The sequence below is a fragment of the Cellulomonas sp. NS3 genome (genome assembly GCF_024757985.1).
Classification (GTDB): domain Bacteria; phylum Actinomycetota; class Actinomycetes; order Actinomycetales; family Cellulomonadaceae; genus Cellulomonas_A.
The window spans coordinates 792891-809978 of sequence record NZ_CP103289.1; the positions used below are offsets into that span (position 1 = coordinate 792891).

A 17088-nucleotide genomic window follows, 5' to 3' on the forward strand; every position below is an offset into this window, starting at 1 on the left:
TGCCGGGGCCCTCGGCCGACGCGTGGGTCCGTGGGCGTCCGCCGAGAGGCTCAGGCCGCCGGATCGCTCGCGCGCGTCCCCGTGGGCCGGACGACGTCGACGCCGTCCTGGGGTGCCGGGTCCTCGACCGTGAGCGGCGAACCGAGCGGCCGGGAGCCGGGACGGTACCGCTGGAAGCCGCCCTCGCCGCGCCGCTTCGCCTCGTACATGGCGATGTCGGCCTGGCGCAGGAGCTCCGCGGGGTCGTCGCCGGGTGCTCCGTCCACGACACCGAAGCTGGCCCGCACGACGAGCCGGTGGCCCTCGACCTCGACGGGCGCGAGCAGCGCGTCGACGATGCGAGCCAGGACCGCGTCGACCGCGTCGCGGTCGAGCCCCGAGAGCAGGATCGCGAACTCGTCGCCGCCGAGGCGGGCCACGGTGTCGCTCGCGCGCAGGGCGGCGCTCATCCGCGCCGCGACCTCGACGAGGAGGCCGTCGCCCACCGCGTGCCCCAGCGTGTCGTTGACGGACTTGAAGTCGTCGAGGTCGACGAGCACGAGGCTCAGTCGTTCTCCGGGGGCCGCGCTCGACACCGCGGCCCGGACGCGGTCGCCGAACAGCGCGCGGTTCGCGAGCCCCGTGAGCGCGTCGTGCGTGGCCTGGTGGCTCAGGCGCTCCTGCACCTCGCGCGTCTCGGTGACGTCGCGGGCGTTGCTGACCAAGCCCTCGACGTGCGGCTCGTGGACGAGGTTCGACGCGACGACCTCGAGCCACCGCCACGACCCGTCCGCGTGCCGGAGCCGCATCTCGTAGGTGGCCGTGGCGCCGGGCGTTCCCGCGACCGACGCGACGCCGGCGCGCGCCACGCCGTGGTCGTCGGGGTGCGCGAGCTCCAGGACGTGCCGCCCCAGCAGGCTGTCGGGGTCGCGCCCCAGCACCCGGAGGACCGACGGGCTCACGTAGCGGATCGCGCCCCCGGGCTCCGTGATCGTGACGATGTCGCTGCTGTTCTGCACGAGCAGGCGGAACTGGCGCTCGTGCGTGCCGATCACCGACAGCAGGGCGGCGTTCTGCCGGAACGCGAGGAGCTGGCGGACGATCACCAGTGCGGTCAGGGTGACCGCCGCGGCGACCACCACGAGACGGTCGGGTGCGTCCTGCACGGACGTGCGGACGAGCAGGGCCGCGACGGCGACCACCGCGACGTAGGGCAGCGTGCTGAAGGTGCGCGGACGGGCAGCCGGCGCACCGGCCCGCGCGGCGTCGGCGATCTGCAGGTGCGCGCTCAGGGCGATGGTCACCGAGGCGATCGGGTTGAGGAGGAGCTGGACGTCCACGTCCGGGCGGACCGACAGCAGCAGCACCCCGACCGCCGACCCGAACCCGCCGACGAGCGCGGACACCGCGCGGAGGTAGAGGGCGCGGCGCGGCACGACGCCGGAGCCGGCGAGCGCGGCCTTGGCGGCGAGGAGCACCGCCATGAGCGCCGGGGCCATCACGGGTGCGACGTGCGAGACGGTGGCGCGCGTGATCTCGCCGCCGGCGAACGTCACGACGAGGTGCCACATGAGGACGCCGGCCGCGACCACGAGCGTGGCGACGTCCAGCGTGAGCTCGGCCTTCTGGGTCCGGGTGCGCAGCCCGAGCGGGATCCGCACGATCGACGCAGCGAGCAGGACCGCACCCGTCACCTGCAGCACGGTGTGCGCCGGTGCCGGGACGTCGGACGCGCCGGTCGCGATCACGAGGCGCACCCCGATCGACACGGCGATGAAGGCCATCCCCGCGGCTGTCAGGCGCCAGACGGTGCGGGCCGCCACGGGGGTCGTGGGGTGCTGGGCCGCGCGCCAGCAGAGCACGACCGCGAGCGTCGCGACGAGCGGGTTGAGGACGTGGCCGAGGGCGGGCAGCGCGGACCACCCGGTGGTCAGCTCCGCCACGAACGCGACCGTGTTGAGGGCGGCCAGCGCGACCAGGACCCACGCGAGCGTGGCGCGGGGCGCGGAGGGGACGGCGTCGCCCGCGACGGCGTGGTTCATCGGGCACCCTCCTGGACGACGCCCCGGGCGGGGCGACGCCCAGCAGATCGGCGCTCCCGGTGCCGCCGTGAGTGTCGCCGCGGGTGGATCCGCCGAGCGCCGTCGGCCGGCTCAGCGGGTGCGGAACGGTCCGTGCAGCGCCGCCCACTGCAGCAGCAGGATCGTCTTGGCGTCGGCGATCTCGCCGGTCAGCGTCATCGCGAGCGCGCGCTCGAAGGGCAGCTCGACGACGTCGATCTCCTCGCCCTCGTCGGCGACGCCGCCGCCCGCGGTGGTCCGCTGCGCCGGGGTGTACCGCGCGGCGGAGAAGTGCAGGCGCTCGGTGACGGAGCCAGGGCTCATCCAGACGTCGAAGACGTGCTCGAGCTCCCCGATCTCGACGCCCGTCTCCTCGGCCGCCTCGCGGCGGATCGCGGTCTCGGGGTCGTCGTCGTCGAGCAGGCCCGCGGCGGTCTCGAGGAGCATCCCGTCGGGGTGCCCGTTCACGTAGACCGGGAACCGGAACTGGCGTGTGAGCAGCACGGTCGAGCGCTCCGGGTCGTGGAGCAGCACGGTCGCGCCGTTGCCGCGGTCGTAGGTCTCGCGCTGCTGGCGGGTCCAGCGGCCGTCGGCGCCGAGGTACTCGAACGTCGTGCGGCGCAGCACGTGCCACGCGGCGGCGAGGAGCTCGACGCCCAGGACGCGGACGCGCGGGTTGCCGGTGAGGTCGAGGCCGGTGCGGTCGAGGTCCGTGCGGCCCCGGTGGTCGGGGACGCGGGTCCCGGGCTGCGCGGGGCCGGCGTCGGGCGTGGGGGTGGGCTCGTCGAGCGAGGGCGTGTGGAGAGGCATGTGTGGCACACTACGTGCATCACTCGGCAGGAACAAGGAGAAACGTGCAATGTTGACCGCGCAGCGCCGCGACGTCCTGCTGGCCCGGCTGCGCGACGAGGGTCGCATCGTCGCCAAGGACCTCGCCGCCGAGCTCGGCCTGTCCGAGGACACCGTCCGGCGTGACCTGCGCGAGCTCGCCGCGGCGGGACTCTGCCAGCGCGTGTACGGCGGCGCCCTCCCCGCGTCCCCCGCGACGGCCGACTACGCCGCGCGGCGCACGGTCGGGGTGCCGAGCAAGGAGCGCGTCGCCGCAGCAGCCGCCGCGCTCGTGACCCCGGGCAGCACCGTGATCCTCGACGGCGGCACCACCGCGCTCGCGGTCGCCCGCGCCCTCGCGCCCGACCTCGACGCGACGGTCGTCACGCACAGCCCGACCGTCGCGGCGGCGCTCGTCGAGCACCCGCGCGTCGAGATCGTGCTGCTCGGCGGACGGATCTTCAAGCACTCGGCCGTCGCGTGCGGGGCTGCCGCGGTCGAGGCCGCCGAGCGCGTGAGCGCCGACGTGTTCCTGCTCGGCGTCACCGGCGTGCACCCCACCGCCGGGCTCACCACGGGCGACGCCGACGAGGCCGCGATGAAGCGGGCGCTCGCCCGCCGCGCCGCCGACACCTACGTGCTGGCCAGCGCCGAGAAGATCGGCGCCGCGTCGCCGTTCACGGTGCTGCCGCTCGCCGAGGTCGCGGGCGTCATCACGGACGTCGACCCGGCGGACCCGACGCTCGTCGAGCTCGCGGCCGCGGGGGTCGTCGTCGTCCGCGCGTGAGGCCCGGGCCTACCCGGCGGTGCGTGCTCGGTACAGGTCCCGCAGGAGCGCGATCTCGGCCGCGTGGTGCAGCAGCTCCTGGTTGACCCACCACACCGTGTCGAGCAGCGGGTCCTCGGGGTCGCTGCCGTAGGGGTACGTGCTGCGCCCGACGGCGTCGAGGGCTCGTCGTCGGCACCCGTCAGGACCGCTCGCCACGCGTCCGCCCCGCGCTGGAACGCCGCGACGCCCTCCGCGGCTGTCCCCGGGATCGCGTACGCCTCCTCGGTGTGCGCGTGCGTGCCCGTGAGGTGATCGGCGCGGCCCTCGAGCATCTCCGCGAGGTGCACCAGGCGCCACGCGATCGTCGTGACCGGCGGCGGGTACGGGTGCGGCCGGCCGCCGTCGCGCACCCACGCGCCGGCGCCGACCAGGACGGTCGCGCCCGGTCCCGGGCCGTCCGCGCGGCGCCGCACGGACCAGCATCCGCCGACGGGCTCCCACAGGTACTCGTCGTCCGTCAGCGGCGGGACCGCGACCGGCTCGCCGTCGCCGCTGTCGAGGGTCGGTCCGACGAGGCGGTGGACCAGGCGCTCGCGGCCGACGTCGAACTGCGCGAGCAGCGGCGCGAGACGTGCGGGAACGCTCATCGTGACCTCCGCGGTGAGGGAGGGGCGGGGTGTGCACGACCGTAGCCGGGGGTCGTGCCGGCCGTCTGCCCCGCCGGTGAGGTCAGCACCTCGGGGCGTCCTCCGGCTCCCGCGGTCGGTCGCGGGGTGCACGGGCGCGCGACGCCCGGCCCGGCACGAGGGGGGTGCCGGGCCGGGCGTCAGGCCGACGTGCGAAGGAGCGGAGTCAGGCCCCCGCGCACGTCGCGGTCGGCGTCCCGGGGGTGCCGGACGCGAGGAACCCCGCGGTGGTGCTCGCGCCGGGAGCGAGCGTGCTGTTCCACGACGCGCTCGTCAGGGCCCCGTCGGACGCCGCTGCGTTCCACGCCTGGGTCACGGTCGAGCCGGGGACGGTCGCCCGCCAGCCGGTCGTGCCCGCGGCGCCCGCGGTCACCGTGAGCTCGCCCTGCCAGCCGCCGGGCCACTGCCCGACGACCCGCACGGCCGCCGTGCACGTCCCGGTGCCCGGCGTCGGGGTGGGCGTCGGTGTCGGGGTCGGCGTCACGGTGGGCGTCGGGCTCGGGGTGACCGTCGGCGTGGGGGTCGGGGTGACGGTCGGCGTGGGCGTGGGCGTCGGCGTGGGAGTCGGGGCCGGCCCGCCGATGCTGATGTCGCTGCACAGGTAGTACGACTGGTCGGAGTGGCTCGCCTGCCAGATCGTGTAGAGGATCGCGCGCCCCGACCGGCCGCTGAGGTCGACGTCGGTGCGGTACTCGCCGGCCGGGGCGTACCGGCCGGTGACCTGGAGCAGCTGCATGTCGGACCAGGCGGGCGCCGCGCGGGTCGGGTCGAAGCCGGGCTTCGTGACGTAGACGCGCAGGTAGTCGGCGCCGTGCTTCGCCTGGTCGGTCAGGGTGAGCGTGAACCGCTGCGGCACCGTCGCGGCGACCCAGGAGCCGGGGGTGTCCAGCGCGGCGTACCGGTCGCCGCCGGTCCGTCCGCCCGAGCAGAGCTGGCCGTCCGGGATCGCCTGCTCGTGGCGGCCCGCGACACCCTCGCGGTAGAGGCCGTTCCAGTTCCACATCGCGGTGGTGTCGGCCTGCCACGCCTGCGCGCACATCGGGTCCTGCGCCGCCATCGCCGGGTCCTGGAAGCGCGAGCCCCAGACGTCCCAGCAGCGGTAGTTGCGTGACGGCGGGTCGGTCACGGAGCCGTGCGCCGCGGCGGGCACGGCGGCGACGACGGTCGTGGCGACGACGGCCAGCGGTACGGCGAGCGCGAGGGTGCGCAGCCGGGTTCTCCAGGTCATCCGAGGTCTCCCGTTCGGTTCGGGACGCGTCCGCGGGCGCCGCCGCGGGAGGCCCGGCGACGCTGCCGGTCCGCGGCGACGAGGAGCACGTCGTGGCTCACGGTCGCCCGGCGGCGGCCTCCGCGGAAGACGTTGAAGCGTTTCGATGCGGAAGCGCTTCGACGTGCGCGGGCAGGCCCGGCTCGCTCCCGCGTCCGCCGTCAGGGTGCGGCGACCGTGGTCCCCGCACCGGGCGGCTCGACGCCCTCGACGGCGATCCCGAGCACCGCCGCGATCGTCCGCACGACGCCGTTCTCGTCGTTGCCCGGCGCCACGAACCGTGCACGCGCCCGGACCTCGGGGTGCGCGTTCGCCATCGCGTACGACCACGCGGCGGCGTCGAGCAGCTCGCGGTCGTTGAGGTAGTCCCCGAACGCCATGGTCTGCTCGCGCGTGACCCCGAGCGCGCGCTGCACGGTCTCGAGCGCGGCGCCCTTGTGCGTCGTCGGGTTCATGACGTCGACCCAGTGCGCTCCCGAGACGACGACCTGCTGCGTGTCGCGGAAGCGCGCCAGCGCGGGCTCGGTCGTCGTGGCGGCGTCCCCGAAGTCGAAGACCGCGACCTTGAGGACGTCGTCGTCGACCGCGGTGAGGTCGTCGACCCGCGCGAGGAGCGCGTAGTACCGGTCGCACTCGTCGACGAACGCGGCGTCGTGCCGCTCGACGTACGCCGACCGCGTCCCGCACACGACGACGCCGACGTCGGCGCCCGACGCCGCGAGCGCGCGCACCGCCTCGACGACCTGCAGGACCACCGCGGGGTCGACGGCGTCGGTGCTCAGCACCTCGCCCTCGCGCACGACGATGCCGCCGTTCTCGGCGATGAAGCACAGCCGCGGCGCGTGCCCGTCGAGCTGCCGGGCGAGCGTCGCGAGCTGCCGGCCGCTCGCGGGGCAGAACGCGATGCCGCGCGCCTCGAGCTCGTCGAGCAGCGGCCACAGCGTCGGCGGGACCTCGTGGTCCGGGTCGAGCAGGGTCCCGTCCATGTCGACCGCGACGAGGCGGATGTCGGGCACGTCGGGCCCGTCGGGAGGCGTCACGGGGGTGGGGGTCGGCACCGTCCCATCGTCCCAGGGGCTCGCTGGCTACGCTGAGCCGCATGAGGCAGCGTGCGTTCGCCCAGGTCGACGTGTTCACCGCGACGCCGTACCGCGGCAACCCGGTCGCGGTCGTGCTCGACGGCACGGACCTCACCGACGACGCGATGGCGGCGTTCGCCCGCTGGACCAACCTGTCCGAGACGACGTTCGTGCTCCCGCCCACCGACGCGGCGACCGCGGACTACCGGCTGCGCATCTTCACGCCGGGCGGCGAGCTGCCGTTCGCCGGCCACCCGACGCTCGGCAGCGCGCACGCGTGGCTCGCGGCGGGCGGCGTGCCGCGCGCGGACGGCGAGCTCGTGCAGGAGTGCGGCATCGGGCTCGTGCGCCTTCGCCGCGACGCCGGTCGGCTCGGGTTCGCCGCGCCGACGCTGCGTCGGTCGGGCCCGGTGTCGCCCGAGCTCCGCGCCCGGGTCGAGGCCGCCCTGGGGCTGCCCGACGACGCGATCGTCGCGTGCGAGTGGGTCGACAACGGTCCGCCGTGGATCGGCGTCGTGCTGGCCGACGCGCGCGAGGTCCTCGCGATCCGCCCGGACCCGACGCCGGTCGGCGACCTGTTCGTCGGCGTCGTGGGGCCGTGGGACCACGCGCACGAGGCCGACGTCGAGGTGCGGGCGTTCGTCTTCGGCGAGTGGTTCGCCGAGGACCCGGTCACGGGGAGCCTCAACGCCGGCCTCGCGCGCTGGCTCATCGGCACGGGCGCGCTCCCGACGCGGTACGTCGCCGCGCAGGGCACGGCGCTGCGGCGCGAGGGGCGCGTGCACGTCGAGCAGGTCGGCGAGGACATCTGGGTGGGTGGCGACACCGTGACCTGCATCGACGGGACCGTGCGGCTCTAGGCGGCGTCCCGGGCGTCGCGGTCGGGCGTGACCCGGAGAGGTCTCCCGTCGTGCGGGACGACGGGGCGCCCAGGTGGACCGCACCCCGACGGGTGACATCTCTCCGGCGCGCTCCAGGACGGTGCCGGCGATGTCGATGCGGTGGTCCTCGACGACGAACAGGGAGGTCCCGCGATGCGCATCGGCTTCGACATCTACCGGGTCGGTCCGGATCACGATCACCAGGAGCCTGCGAGCGCGTGGGGCTGGACGCCGCGTCGTGGCGAGGTACCCACGGGTGAGACGGTCGTGCAGGACCACGACTTCAGCCTGACGTACACGGGGACCGACTCGGAGCTGGCGGCCGCGTTCGCCCGCGGGGCCAAGCTCGTGGAGATCGTGCGGCTGTGGCCGGACCTCGCGTTCTACCCCTCGACGGCCGGGAACACCGTGCCCGACGGGTCGGTCTTCCCCGTCCGCGGCGAGCCCCGGCCGACGAGCACCCTCAGCGCCCTCCGGGGTCGGTTCGGCCGCCGCTCCGCGGGTGCCCACGCGGCGAGGGCCGCGACCCAGCCGTGAGGCCGGGGGCCGTCCGTGCCCACCGGGGTGCGGTCGGGACCGGTGCGCGGGACGGCGCCCGGGCCGGCGTCACAGCGCGGCGCGGCTCGGCAGGGTCAGGATCTCGGCGCCGTCGTCGGTGATCGCGACGGTGTGCTCGCTGTGCGCGGTGAGGCACCCGGTCGCGCTGCGCAGCGTCCAGCCGTCGGCGTCGGTCACGAGCTCGTCGGTGTCGGCCATCACCCAGGGCTCGAGCGCGAGCAGCAGCCCGGGGCGGAGCGTGAACCCCCGGCCGGGGCGCCCGGTGTTCGCGACGTGCGGGTCCTGGTGCATCGTCGAGCCGACGCCGTGCCCGCCGAACTCGGTGTTGATCGGGTACCCGGCGTCGCTGAGCACCGTGCCGATCGCGTGGGAGAGGTCACCGATGCGGGCGCCCGGGCGCGCGGCGGCGATGCCGGCGGCGAGGGCGCGCTCGGTGGCGTCGATCATCGCGAGGAGGCCCGCGGGTGCCGCGGCGCCGACGACGAAGCTCACCGCGGAGTCCGCGACGAGGCCGCGCAGCGAGACGGCGAGGTCGAGCGTGAGCAGGTCCCCCTCGGCGAGCGCGTAGTCGTGCGGCAGGCCGTGCAGCACCGCGTCGTTGACGGACGTGCAGATGTAGTGCCCGAACGGACCGCGCCCGAACGACGGCGCGTAGTCGACGTAGCAGGACTCCGCGCCGGCCTCGACGATCATCGCCCGGGCCCACCGGTCGATGTCGAGCAGGTTGGTGCCGACGGTGCAGCGGCTGCGCACCGACTGCAGGATGTCCGCGACGAGCGCTCCGGCCGCCCGGGCCCGGGGCAGCTCGGAGGCGCTGAGGATCTCGATCATGGGGTGCTCCTGCCGGTGTTCCAATAACTATCCCGGTCAGAGTATCCCGGTATTACTATCGGCGTCATGGTCAGGCTGCCGCTCACCCCCGCCGACGTCGAGCGCGGCCGCCGGCTGGGCGCCCTGCTGCGCCAGGCCCGCGGCGAGCGGTCGATGCTGGCGGTCGCGCTGGACGCGGGCGTCTCGCCCGAGACGCTGCGCAAGATCGAGTCCGGCCGCGTCGCGACGCCCGCCTTCCCGACGATCGCGGCGATCGCCGCCGTCCTCGGTCTCTCGCTCGACGCGCTGTGGGCGGAGGTCGGCCCGGCGCACGGCGGCGTCGCGGCCGCGCGACGCGGGTCGGGGGAGCGGCTGGTCTCCTAGCGCGGTCCGTCGACCGCCGGGGACGTCGTGTCGCGGCGGCCGACGGATGACCCGCGCTCCCGGGTGGGCGGCTGCGGATCACCCCAGCCGGAACGTCGTCCGATAGGCCGTCGGCGTGACGCCGAGGGCGCGGTGGAAGTGGCGGCGCAGGGTGGTCGCGGTCCCCATGCCGCAGCTCGCGGCGACCTCGTCGACCGAGGCGTCGGTGCGTTCGAGGAGCTCCTGGGCGCGGGCGATCCGCTGCTGGTGGAGCCAGTCGAGCGGCCCGGTCCGGAGCTCCGCGCGCATCCGGCGTGCGAGCTGGCGGGTGCTCAGGTGGGCGTGCCCGGCGAGGTCGCGCACGGTCAGGGGCTGGTCGAGACGGGCGCGCGCCCACGCGAGAGTCGGTTCTAGTCCGTCGGGGCTCCGTGGCTCCGCGGGAGGCGTGACGAACTGCGCCTGCCCGCCGCTCCGGTGCGCGGGCACGACGAGGCGCCGCGCGATGCCGTTCGCGGCCGCTGCGCCGAGGTCGCGGCGCACGAGGTGGACGCACAGGTCGAGCGCCGCCGTCTTGCCGGCCGACGTGAGCACGTCGCCCTCGTCGACGTAGAGCACGTCGGGCCGGACGTCGACCTCCGGGTACCGGCGCGCGAGGTCCTCGGCGTGCATCCAGTGCGTGGTGGCGGCCCGGCCGTCGAGCACCCCGGCCGCCGCGAGCACGAACGCCCCGGTGCACAGCGCCGCGATCCGCGTGCCGCGCCCGTGGGCCGCGCGCAGCGCGTCCAGGAGCGCCGGGTCGGGGTCGTCGTCGAGGTCGTCCGACGACGGCACGAGCACGGTGTCGACGTCGGCGGTCCCGGCGTACGTCGTGGTGGCCAGGTGCGGCAGCCACGGGTGCGGGGAGCCGTCGGCGGTGCAGACCACGAGGTCGTACCACGCGCCGGTGGGTGACAGCTCGGACCGGTCGACGCCGAAGACCTCGGAGGCGATCGCGACCTCGTAGAGCATCGCCGAGCCGTGCATGACGAGGGCCATCCGGGGCATGTCGCAAACTGTACGGCCGCAGTCGTTCCGGACACTCGTCGGGACGGGCCCCGTTCTCGACGATGGCTCCATGAACACCACCGACCGGGTCCTCGTCTACGGCGCCACGGGTCACACGGGGCGCTTCGTCGTCGACGAGCTCCAGCGCCGCGGGCTCGTGCCCGTGCTGGCCGGCCGCAGCGCCGAGCGCCTGGCGGGGGTCCCGGCCCGGCACGCCCACCTCGACCGCCGCGCCGTCCGCACCGACGACCCCGACGGGCTCCGGCGGGCGGTCGCCGGCGTCGGCGCCGTCGTCAACTGCGCCGGGCCGTTCCTCCACACCGGACTCCCGCTCGCGCACGCCGCGGTCGCGTCGGGCGCGCACTACCTCGACGTCACCGCCGAGCAGCCGGCGGTGCAGGCGCTCTACCGCGAGCTCGACGGACCCGCGCGGGCGGCGGGCGTCGCCGTGGTCCCCGCCCTGGCCTTCTACGGCGGCCTCGCCGACCTCCTGGTCACGGCCGCGCTCGACGGCGGCTCGCGCGCCGACGAGGTCGAGGTCGCTATCGGCCTGGACCGGTGGTGGCCGACCGCGGGCACCCGGGTGACCGGGGAGCGGAACACCGCGACCCGGCTGGTGGTGCGCGCCGGCGAGCTGGCCGAGCTGGAGAGCCCCGCGCCCTCCGGCACGTGGCGCTACCCGCCGCCGCTCGGCGAGCAGGCCGTCGTGCAGCTGCCCTTCTCGGAGGTCGTCACGATCGACCGCCACCTCGACGTGGGTGAGCTGCGCTCCTACCTCAACACGGCCCCGCTCGACGACCTCCACGACCCTGCCATCCCGGCGCCGGCCGCGACGGACGAGAGCGGCCGCTCGGCGCAGCAGTTCGTCGTGGACGTCGTGGTGCGCCGGGGTGCGGACACCCGGCGCACCTGGGCGACCGGGCGCGACATCTACGCGGTCACCGCGCCGATCGTCGTCGAGGGAGCCGTCCGGCTCCTCGACGGGCGCTACGGAGGGCCCGGCGCCGCCGCTCCGGGCGAGGCCTTCGACGCCACCGACGTCCTCGCCGCGCTGGAGCGGGACGCCGGCGCCCTCGTCGTCCGGTCTGCTCAGGCGTGGTCCCGGTCGAGCATCTCGAGGTAGTGCGGGTTCGTCATGACGCCGAGGACGTTGCCGAACGGGTCGACGACCGACGCGGTGACGAAGCCCTCGCCGCGCTCCGTGACCGGCTGGCGCAGGGTCGCCCCGAGCGCGAGCAGGCGGTCGAGGGTCGCGGTCAGGTCGTCGACGTGCCAGTGCACCACCGCGCCTCCGGGGACGTCCGGCTCGCCTTCCGGGGCGTAGCTCCGCTCGATGATCCCGAGCTCGACCTGGTGGTCCCCGATGCGGAACTCGTGGTACCCGGGGACCTGGAAGTACGGCGCGGTGCCGAGCAGCTCGGCGTACCAGCGCGACGCGGCGGCGTGGTCGGCGGCGTAGATGTTCACGGTGGCGACTCCACGAAGCATGTCGGTTCCTTCCGTTGGGGGGCGGTCCGTCCCGCCCGACATCTCCAGACTGGGTGCTGAAGTGCTCACGGAGTGAGCACTTTTCTGAGCACACTGACGACATGCGCGCGGACCGGCTCGTCGCCACGCTCCTGCTGCTGCAGACCCGCGGCCGGGCGACCGCGGCGGAGGTCGCGCGCGAGCTCGAGGTCTCGGTCGCGACCGCCCGCCGGGACCTCGAGGCGCTCGCGGCCGCCGGGGTGCCGGTGTACCCGCAGGCCGGCCGGGGCGGCGGGTGGCAGCTCGTCGGCGGGGCGCGGACCGACCTCACCGGGCTCACGGCCCCCGAGGCGCGCGCCCTGTTCGCGCTCCTCGGCCCCGCGTCGTCGGGGCGGGCCTGCCCCGAGGCGCGCTCGGCGCTGCGCAAGGTGCTGCGCGCGCTGCCCCAGACGTTCCGCGCCGAGGCCGCCGCCGCGGCGGACGCCGTCGTGGTGGACCCCGTCGGCTGGGGCGAGCAGGGTCGTGCGCGCCCGCGGCTGGCCGACGAGCTCGAGGCCGCCGTCGTGCGGCGCCGCCGCGTGCGGCTGCGGTACGCGGGTCGCACGCGCGAGGTGACCGAGCGCCTCGTGGACCCCTGGGGTCTCGCCGACAAGGACGGCACCTGGTACCTGCTCGCCGGGACCGACCGCGGGCCCCGCACGTTCCGGCTCGACCGCGTCGAGCACACCGAGGTCACGGAGCTGCCGGCGCAGCGACCCGACGACCTCGACGTCGAGCGGCTCTGGGACCGCACGGTCGAGGAGGTCGAGCGCACGCGCTCGACCTTGCGTGCGACCGTCCTCATCCACGCGCACCTGCTGCCGATCCTCCAGGAACGGATGGGCCGGCACTGCGAACCCGCGGGGACGCACGACGACGGGCGCGCGCGGGCGTACGTGACCGCACCGCGCGCGCTCGACGTCGCCCGGCACCTCGCGGGCTGGGGCGGCGACGTCGAGGTCGTCGAGCCGGCGTCCGTGCGCGTGGAGCTCGCGCGGCTCGGGGAGGAGCTGGTCGCCCGGAACCGCGGCTGACCGGCGGGGCCCGCGGGGCGACCCGCTCACGCTGAACGGCTCGGTGCCGCCGACGGACGCAGCGCCGACGCCCACGCGACGACCTCGTCGAGCAGCGCCCGGAGCGCCTCCGCCTGGTGCTCGCGGGGCGACAACCGCCCCGTCGCGGTGGGGTCGCCCGGGTCGGTCCCCGCGTAGTCCACGTCGGCGAACAACGACAGACCGACCTGGGTGGGCACGACGGCCGTCCGGACCTCGGTGAGCACCGCGCGCAGGTGGTCGGCGGCCCGCGTCCCGCCCTGCACCCCGTAGCCGACGATGCCGGCCACCTTGCCGTTCCACTCGGCGTACAGGTGGTCGATCGCGTTCTTCAGCGCTGCCGGGAGGGAGTGGTTGTACTCGGGGGTGACGACGACGTAGGCGTCGAAGCGGTCGACCGCGGCGGACCACCGCCGGGTGTGCTCGTGCGCGTACGAGCCGAACATCGCCGGGACGGGCTCGTCGAGGAGCGGGAGCGGGTGGTCGGCCAGGTCGAGGACCTCGACGACCGTGCGGCCGGTGACCACGGCGTCGTGCCCGGCCGCGACGTCCGCGACCCAGTCCGCGACCGCCCGTCCACGCCGGCCGGGTCGGGTGCTGCCGACGACGACCGCGAGCCGCGTCGTCGTCCCGTCCGCTGAGAGGTCCGTCAGGGCAGGTGCTGAGAGGTTCGTCATGGCACGACCGTCCCGCGCGCGCTGCCGGCGGGGGAGGCCGCGACGAGGCTGGCCCTCGCGGGGACACCCTCGCGCACGTGGCGGACGGCACACTGGGCGGGTGATCGAAGGAGAGCTCGGCGCGTTCCTGCGCAGCCGCCGCGAGGCCCTCGGGCCCGTCGAGGCGGGCCTGCCCGACGGCCCGCGACGGCGCACCCCCGGGCTGCGCCGGTCCGAGCTCGCGACGCTGGCGCAGGTCAGCGTCGAGTACCTGACCCGGCTCGAGCAGGGCCGCGACACCCGCCCGTCCGCGCAGGTGCTCGGTGCGCTCGCGGACGCGCTCCGGCTGACCGCCCCCGACCGCGCGCACCTCCAGGAGCTCGTGGCCCAGACCCACGGGCCGCAGCTGTGCCCCGAGGGTCGGCCGCCCTCGGCCCGCACCGTGCGCCCGACCGTCCAGGCGCTGCTCGACACCCTGACCACGCCGGCGTACGTGCTGGACCCCCGCGCCGACCTCCTCGCCTGGAACGACGCGTTCGACCGGCTCGCCCGCCCCCTCGGTATGCTCGACGGCGAGCGGCCCAACCTGCTCTGGTACGCGCTCGCGGACGAGCGGGCCCGCGAGGTCTACCCGGACTGGGACGACGTCGTGGACCAGGGGGTCGCCGACCTGCACGAGCACCGGCGCGGCGACCCCTCGACCGACGTGCTCGCCGACCGCCTCGCCCGGACGGTCGGGGAGCCGTTCGCGGCGCGGTGGCGGAGGCGACCGCTCGCGGGCGTCCGGAGCGGCGTGCGAGCGGTGCAGCACCCGCGGGTCGGGTTGCTGCGGCTCGCGTTCGAGACCCTGACGCTCCCCGACGCCGACCACCAGCGCCTCGTCGTGCACCTCCCGGCAGACGCGGCGACCGCCGTGGGCCTCGACCGGCTCGCAGGACGGGAGCCCGGAGCGCTGCGCTCGGTCGGGTCCTGAGCGGACGGGCGCTGCGTCCCGGAGGTGCCGTCCGCGCGGCCCCGGACGTCGGGGTGGCGGGCGCCGTGCTCAGCGGATGAGCTCGACCTCGGCGACCCGGAAGCCCTCCGCCACGGAGCCGGCCAGGCCCATCTCCAGCACGACCGGGCCGTCGAGGCTCTCGACCTCCCACGAGCACACGACACCGTCGAGCGCCGCCCCGCCCTGGTCCGAGCACCCCCGCCAGAGCATCCGCGGGTCGTCCATGACGACGGGAAGCCCGTCGAGGACGCCGTCGACGCCGTAGGGGCTCGTCGGCACCTCGCGCTCGGTGACCCACGCCTCGTACACGCACGACGCCGCGTGCTCGGCGCTCACGGGGTCGACCGGCTCGGCGTCGCAGTCGAACACCGGGGCGCTCGACGCGGGGGCGCCGGCCGACGGGGCGCTCGACGACGGGGCGCTCGACGACGGGGCGCTCGACGACGGGGCGGTCGGCTCCGTGGAGGAGGCCGGCCCGGTCGCCGGAGCCTGCGCGCACCCGACGACGACCGCCACGAGGGCGACGGTGAAGGTGAGGACGGCGACACGACGGGGTGCGCTCATGGCGCTGACGGTAGTGGCCGGCGGGCCGATCGCCGAGGGCGGCGGCCCGCGGACGGCGAGACGGGCTCGGCGCGACCGGCCCCGTCGTCGCGCACGCGGACCCGACCGTGCCACGCTGAGCCCATGAGGCTGTTCGGTCGGCACGCCGAGGTGCGCGCGGAGGTGGGCGACGGGTTCGTCGCCGGCGAGGCCGTCGCGCTGCAGACGTCGTTCCAGGCGGCGCTCACCGGGCGTGAGCGGTCGGCGCGCGAGCCGGTGCCGGCCGAGCTGCAGCTCGACGGCGGCAAGGGCGGGCGCGTCGTGCTGGTCTGGCGCAACGTCGTCGTCGGCTTCGTCCCGCCCGCGCACGAGGCGGACCTGCGCGGACAGCTCCACCGCGCGGGCAAGGACCGGCTGGTGTGCCCGGGGCAGGTGTACCGCGACGGCGACGTGTGGCGCGTGTGGGTCGGCGCCCGCCCGCCCGCCGGCGCACCGGAGCCCGAGCCCGGCTCCGACCGGCTCGCCGCCCCGCCCACGCGCATCTTCGGGCTCGCGCTGCCGCGCCCCGTCGACGACGACGAGGACGAGGACTGAGCGCACCCTGCCCGCGCGTGACCGCCACCCTGACCGCAGGCTGACCGCGGGCGGGGCGCGCCGCTCGCACGTGACTCGCCCATGCGACACGCCGACGTCGCCGCTCGTTCACGCGGGGTGTCGCGCAGCGCCACGCGGGACGAACCGGACGCGCGCCTGTGGAGGCGCCTGTGGAGAGCACTGTGGGGCTGCTGTGCAGGACGCTGAACCCGCAGGTCGGACGCGTGTCCAACCTCCACGTGGCCTGGTGTTGTCCACAGCGGGTGGGAAACGACACGGATGTAAGCACAAGTGGTTGTGGTCACTGCCAAGCCGGACCACTAGGTGTAGTGTCGAGACGTCTCGAACGTGACGAAGGCCACCCCAGTCGTCAGATGCTGGCCGGCATCTGTGGGGTGGCCCTCTCGTCAAGCACGGCGCACGAACCCGCTCGAAAAGTGAACTAGGGCGCGTCTCCCAACCTCCGCTGCGGTCGCCGGGATGCTGTGCGGGTGTCTCGTCGTGCGGTGTTGACCGATGCTCAGTGGGAGCGGATCGCTCCGCTGCTGCCCTTGGACGTGGGCAAGCCGGGACGCCGGTTTCGCGATCACCGGCAGGTGGTCGAGGGCATCGTCTACCGGTACCGGACCGGGGTCGCCTGGCGCGATCTGCCGGCGGAGTTCGGGCCGTGGCAGACGGTCTGGAAGCGACACGCCCGGTTCTCCAGGGACGGGACCTGGGACAACGTCCTGACCGAGCTGCTCGCCCAGGCCGACGCGGCCGGTGACATCGACTGGGCGGTTTCGATCGACTCCACGATCAACCGGACCCATCAGCACGCCGCGACCCTGCCCCGCACCACGGGGGGCAGGCGCGAATCACAGGAATCAGTTATCGGAGCCGGCTGACCATGCGATCGGCCGGTCCCGGGGCGGGCTGTCCACGAAGATCCACCACGCGGTCGACGGCCGAGGGCTCCCGCTGGTCGTCATGGTCGGACCGGGGCAGGGCGGCGATGCCCCGATGTGTCTGCCGGTCCTGGACGCGATCCGCGTCCCGCGCCTCGGACCGGGCCGTCCGCGCACGCGCCCGGACTCGGTGCTGGCGGACAAGGCGTACTCCTCCCGGGCGATCCGCACCGAGCTGCGCCGTCGTGGGATCGTCGCGGTCATCCCCGAACCGCGCGACCAGCAAGGACACCGCAAGAGGCGCGGCTCACGCGGCGGTCGGCCCGTCACCTATGACCCCGACGCCTACCGCGGCCGCAACGTCGTCGAGCGGTCCTTCAACGCCCTCAAGCACTGGCGCGGCCTCGCCACCCGCTACGACAAGCTCGCCCTGACCTACCGCGGCGGCGCCGTCCTGGCCGCGATTCTGGCCTGGCTCCGCGCACCGTCGGGTGCGAGGCCCTAGCCAGTCGCTGCGGCTGTCACAGGCTGA

General features: G+C 75.5%; 19 protein-coding genes and 1 pseudogene. 9 read left to right on the plus strand and 11 right to left on the minus strand.

Annotated elements, in window-relative coordinates; genetic code table 11:
- Window positions 1-50 precede the first annotated feature (50 nt).
- The gene (locus NXY84_RS03695) at window positions 51-2021 is read right to left on the minus strand and encodes a sensor domain-containing diguanylate cyclase (protein WP_258725815.1); all 1971 of its coding nucleotides are present in this window, start codon (window positions 2019-2021) and stop codon (window positions 51-53) included.
- A 111-nt stretch (window positions 2022-2132) separates the two neighbouring features.
- A complete protein-coding gene (locus NXY84_RS03700; RefSeq protein WP_258725816.1) occupies window positions 2133-2849 on the minus strand; it encodes an NUDIX domain-containing protein in 717 nt (238 codons plus the stop codon).
- Between the two features lie 49 nt (window positions 2850-2898).
- Here NXY84_RS03700 and NXY84_RS03705 point away from each other — a divergent pair, with 49 nt between their 5' ends.
- Window positions 2899-3654, plus strand: coding sequence for a DeoR/GlpR family DNA-binding transcription regulator (locus NXY84_RS03705; protein WP_258725817.1), 756 nt, complete (start codon window positions 2899-2901; stop codon window positions 3652-3654).
- Window positions 3655-3663: 9 nt separating this feature from the next.
- On the opposite strand, the gene NXY84_RS03710 is transcribed toward NXY84_RS03705, so the two are convergent.
- The 4 genes and pseudogenes from NXY84_RS03710 to NXY84_RS03720 form a co-directional block, all read right to left on the minus strand.
- Entirely contained in the window at window positions 3664-3852 is a 189-nt protein-coding gene (locus NXY84_RS03710) for a hypothetical protein (protein ID WP_258725818.1), read from the minus strand.
- A 5-nt stretch (window positions 3853-3857) separates the two neighbouring features.
- Window positions 3858-4283: pseudogene (locus tag NXY84_RS21825) on the minus strand (DinB family protein); the annotation flags it as partial.
- A gap of 205 nt (window positions 4284-4488) precedes the next feature.
- Entirely contained in the window at window positions 4489-5550 is a 1062-nt protein-coding gene (locus tag NXY84_RS03715; protein ID WP_258725819.1) for a lytic polysaccharide monooxygenase, read from the minus strand.
- A gap of 200 nt (window positions 5551-5750) precedes the next feature.
- A complete protein-coding gene (locus NXY84_RS03720) occupies window positions 5751-6647 on the minus strand; it encodes a Cof-type HAD-IIB family hydrolase (protein ID WP_258725820.1) in 897 nt (298 codons plus the stop codon).
- Window positions 6648-6688: 41 nt separating this feature from the next.
- On the opposite strand from NXY84_RS03720, the gene NXY84_RS03725 reads away from it, so the two are divergent.
- On the plus strand, window positions 6689-7528 hold the full coding sequence (locus NXY84_RS03725; RefSeq protein ID WP_258725821.1) for a PhzF family phenazine biosynthesis protein: 840 nt from the start codon (window positions 6689-6691) through the stop codon (window positions 7526-7528).
- A gap of 174 nt (window positions 7529-7702) precedes the next feature.
- Window positions 7703-8086 carry a hypothetical protein gene (locus tag NXY84_RS03730; protein WP_258725822.1) on the plus strand — a complete coding sequence of 128 codons (384 nt, stop codon included), beginning with the start codon at window positions 7703-7705 and terminating at the stop codon, window positions 8084-8086.
- 69 nt (window positions 8087-8155) lie between these two features.
- On the opposite strand, the gene map is transcribed toward NXY84_RS03730, so the two are convergent.
- On the minus strand, window positions 8156-8938 hold the full coding sequence (map, locus tag NXY84_RS03735) for a type I methionyl aminopeptidase (protein ID WP_258725823.1): 783 nt from the start codon (window positions 8936-8938) through the stop codon (window positions 8156-8158).
- A 66-nt stretch (window positions 8939-9004) separates the two neighbouring features.
- Here map and NXY84_RS03740 point away from each other — a divergent pair, with 66 nt between their 5' ends.
- A complete protein-coding gene (locus tag NXY84_RS03740) occupies window positions 9005-9301 on the plus strand; it encodes a helix-turn-helix transcriptional regulator (RefSeq protein ID WP_258725824.1) in 297 nt (98 codons plus the stop codon).
- Window positions 9302-9379: 78 nt separating this feature from the next.
- Here the strand turns inward: NXY84_RS03740 and NXY84_RS03745 are convergent, their stop codons facing one another.
- The gene (locus tag NXY84_RS03745; protein WP_258725825.1) at window positions 9380-10324 is read right to left on the minus strand and encodes a GlxA family transcriptional regulator; all 945 of its coding nucleotides are present in this window, start codon (window positions 10322-10324) and stop codon (window positions 9380-9382) included.
- Window positions 10325-10394: 70 nt separating this feature from the next.
- Here NXY84_RS03745 and NXY84_RS03750 point away from each other — a divergent pair, with 70 nt between their 5' ends.
- Window positions 10395-11447 carry a saccharopine dehydrogenase family protein gene (locus tag NXY84_RS03750; RefSeq protein ID WP_258725826.1) on the plus strand — a complete coding sequence of 351 codons (1053 nt, stop codon included), beginning with the start codon at window positions 10395-10397 and terminating at the stop codon, window positions 11445-11447.
- On the opposite strand, the gene NXY84_RS03755 is transcribed toward NXY84_RS03750, so the two are convergent.
- Window positions 11414-11812 carry a VOC family protein gene (locus NXY84_RS03755; protein WP_258725827.1) on the minus strand — a complete coding sequence of 133 codons (399 nt, stop codon included), beginning with the start codon at window positions 11810-11812 and terminating at the stop codon, window positions 11414-11416. The two genes, NXY84_RS03750 and NXY84_RS03755, sit on opposite strands and share 34 nt — an antisense overlap.
- 101 nt (window positions 11813-11913) lie before the next feature.
- Between NXY84_RS03755 and NXY84_RS03760 the strand changes: the two genes are divergently transcribed.
- Window positions 11914-12864, plus strand: a complete 951-nt coding sequence (locus tag NXY84_RS03760; RefSeq protein WP_258725828.1) for a helix-turn-helix transcriptional regulator — start codon at window positions 11914-11916, stop codon at window positions 12862-12864.
- A gap of 26 nt (window positions 12865-12890) precedes the next feature.
- Here the strand turns inward: NXY84_RS03760 and NXY84_RS03765 are convergent, their stop codons facing one another.
- Window positions 12891-13559 (minus strand): NADPH-dependent FMN reductase, encoded by a 669-nt coding sequence (locus NXY84_RS03765; protein ID WP_258725829.1) that lies wholly within the window; start codon window positions 13557-13559, stop codon window positions 12891-12893.
- Between the two features lie 100 nt (window positions 13560-13659).
- Here NXY84_RS03765 and NXY84_RS03770 point away from each other — a divergent pair, with 100 nt between their 5' ends.
- Window positions 13660-14511 (plus strand): helix-turn-helix transcriptional regulator, encoded by an 852-nt coding sequence (locus tag NXY84_RS03770; protein ID WP_258725830.1) that lies wholly within the window; start codon window positions 13660-13662, stop codon window positions 14509-14511.
- A 69-nt stretch (window positions 14512-14580) separates the two neighbouring features.
- On the opposite strand, the gene NXY84_RS03775 is transcribed toward NXY84_RS03770, so the two are convergent.
- Window positions 14581-15096: a hypothetical protein gene (locus NXY84_RS03775; protein WP_258725831.1), complete on the minus strand. Its 516-nt coding sequence runs from the start codon at window positions 15094-15096 to the stop codon at window positions 14581-14583.
- 123 nt (window positions 15097-15219) lie between these two features.
- On the opposite strand from NXY84_RS03775, the gene NXY84_RS03780 reads away from it, so the two are divergent.
- Complete coding sequence (locus NXY84_RS03780; protein WP_258725832.1) at window positions 15220-15669, plus strand: hypothetical protein; 450 nt, start codon at window positions 15220-15222, stop codon at window positions 15667-15669.
- 491 nt (window positions 15670-16160) lie between these two features.
- Window positions 16161-17061, plus strand: a protein-coding gene (locus NXY84_RS03785; protein WP_258725833.1) for an IS5 family transposase whose coding sequence is annotated in 2 segments (ribosomal slippage) — window positions 16161-16511 and window positions 16513-17061 — 900 coding nt in all. Because the reading frame shifts where the segments join, the coding sequence is not laid out codon by codon here.
- Window positions 17062-17088: the final 27 nt, after the last annotated feature.

Excerpts from the sequence above, each read along its gene's own strand:
- NXY84_RS03755 (WP_258725827.1), bottom strand. The coding sequence starts at position 11,812 with ATGCTTCGTGGAGTCGCCACCGTGAACATCTACGCCGCCGACCACGCC.
- NXY84_RS03715 (WP_258725819.1), bottom strand. The coding sequence starts at position 5,550 with ATGACCTGGAGAACCCGGCTGCGCACCCTCGCGCTCGCCGTACCGCTG.
- NXY84_RS03750 (WP_258725826.1), top strand. The coding sequence starts at position 10,395 with ATGAACACCACCGACCGGGTCCTCGTCTACGGCGCCACGGGTCACACG.
- NXY84_RS03700 (WP_258725816.1), bottom strand. The coding sequence starts at position 2,849 with ATGCCTCTCCACACGCCCTCGCTCGACGAGCCCACCCCCACGCCCGAC.
- NXY84_RS03695 (WP_258725815.1), bottom strand. The coding sequence starts at position 2,021 with ATGAACCACGCCGTCGCGGGCGACGCCGTCCCCTCCGCGCCCCGCGCC.
- NXY84_RS03745 (WP_258725825.1), bottom strand. The coding sequence starts at position 10,324 with ATGCCCCGGATGGCCCTCGTCATGCACGGCTCGGCGATGCTCTACGAG.
- NXY84_RS03780 (WP_258725832.1), top strand. The coding sequence starts at position 15,220 with ATGAGGCTGTTCGGTCGGCACGCCGAGGTGCGCGCGGAGGTGGGCGAC.
- NXY84_RS03765 (WP_258725829.1), bottom strand. The coding sequence starts at position 13,559 with ATGACGAACCTCTCAGCACCTGCCCTGACGGACCTCTCAGCGGACGGG.
- NXY84_RS03705 (WP_258725817.1), top strand. The coding sequence starts at position 2,899 with ATGTTGACCGCGCAGCGCCGCGACGTCCTGCTGGCCCGGCTGCGCGAC.
- map (WP_258725823.1), bottom strand. The coding sequence starts at position 8,938 with ATGATCGAGATCCTCAGCGCCTCCGAGCTGCCCCGGGCCCGGGCGGCC.
- NXY84_RS03730 (WP_258725822.1), top strand. The coding sequence starts at position 7,703 with ATGCGCATCGGCTTCGACATCTACCGGGTCGGTCCGGATCACGATCAC.
- NXY84_RS03740 (WP_258725824.1), top strand. The coding sequence starts at position 9,005 with ATGGTCAGGCTGCCGCTCACCCCCGCCGACGTCGAGCGCGGCCGCCGG.
- NXY84_RS03725 (WP_258725821.1), top strand. The coding sequence starts at position 6,689 with ATGAGGCAGCGTGCGTTCGCCCAGGTCGACGTGTTCACCGCGACGCCG.
- NXY84_RS03775 (WP_258725831.1), bottom strand. The coding sequence starts at position 15,096 with ATGAGCGCACCCCGTCGTGTCGCCGTCCTCACCTTCACCGTCGCCCTC.
- NXY84_RS03760 (WP_258725828.1), top strand. The coding sequence starts at position 11,914 with ATGCGCGCGGACCGGCTCGTCGCCACGCTCCTGCTGCTGCAGACCCGC.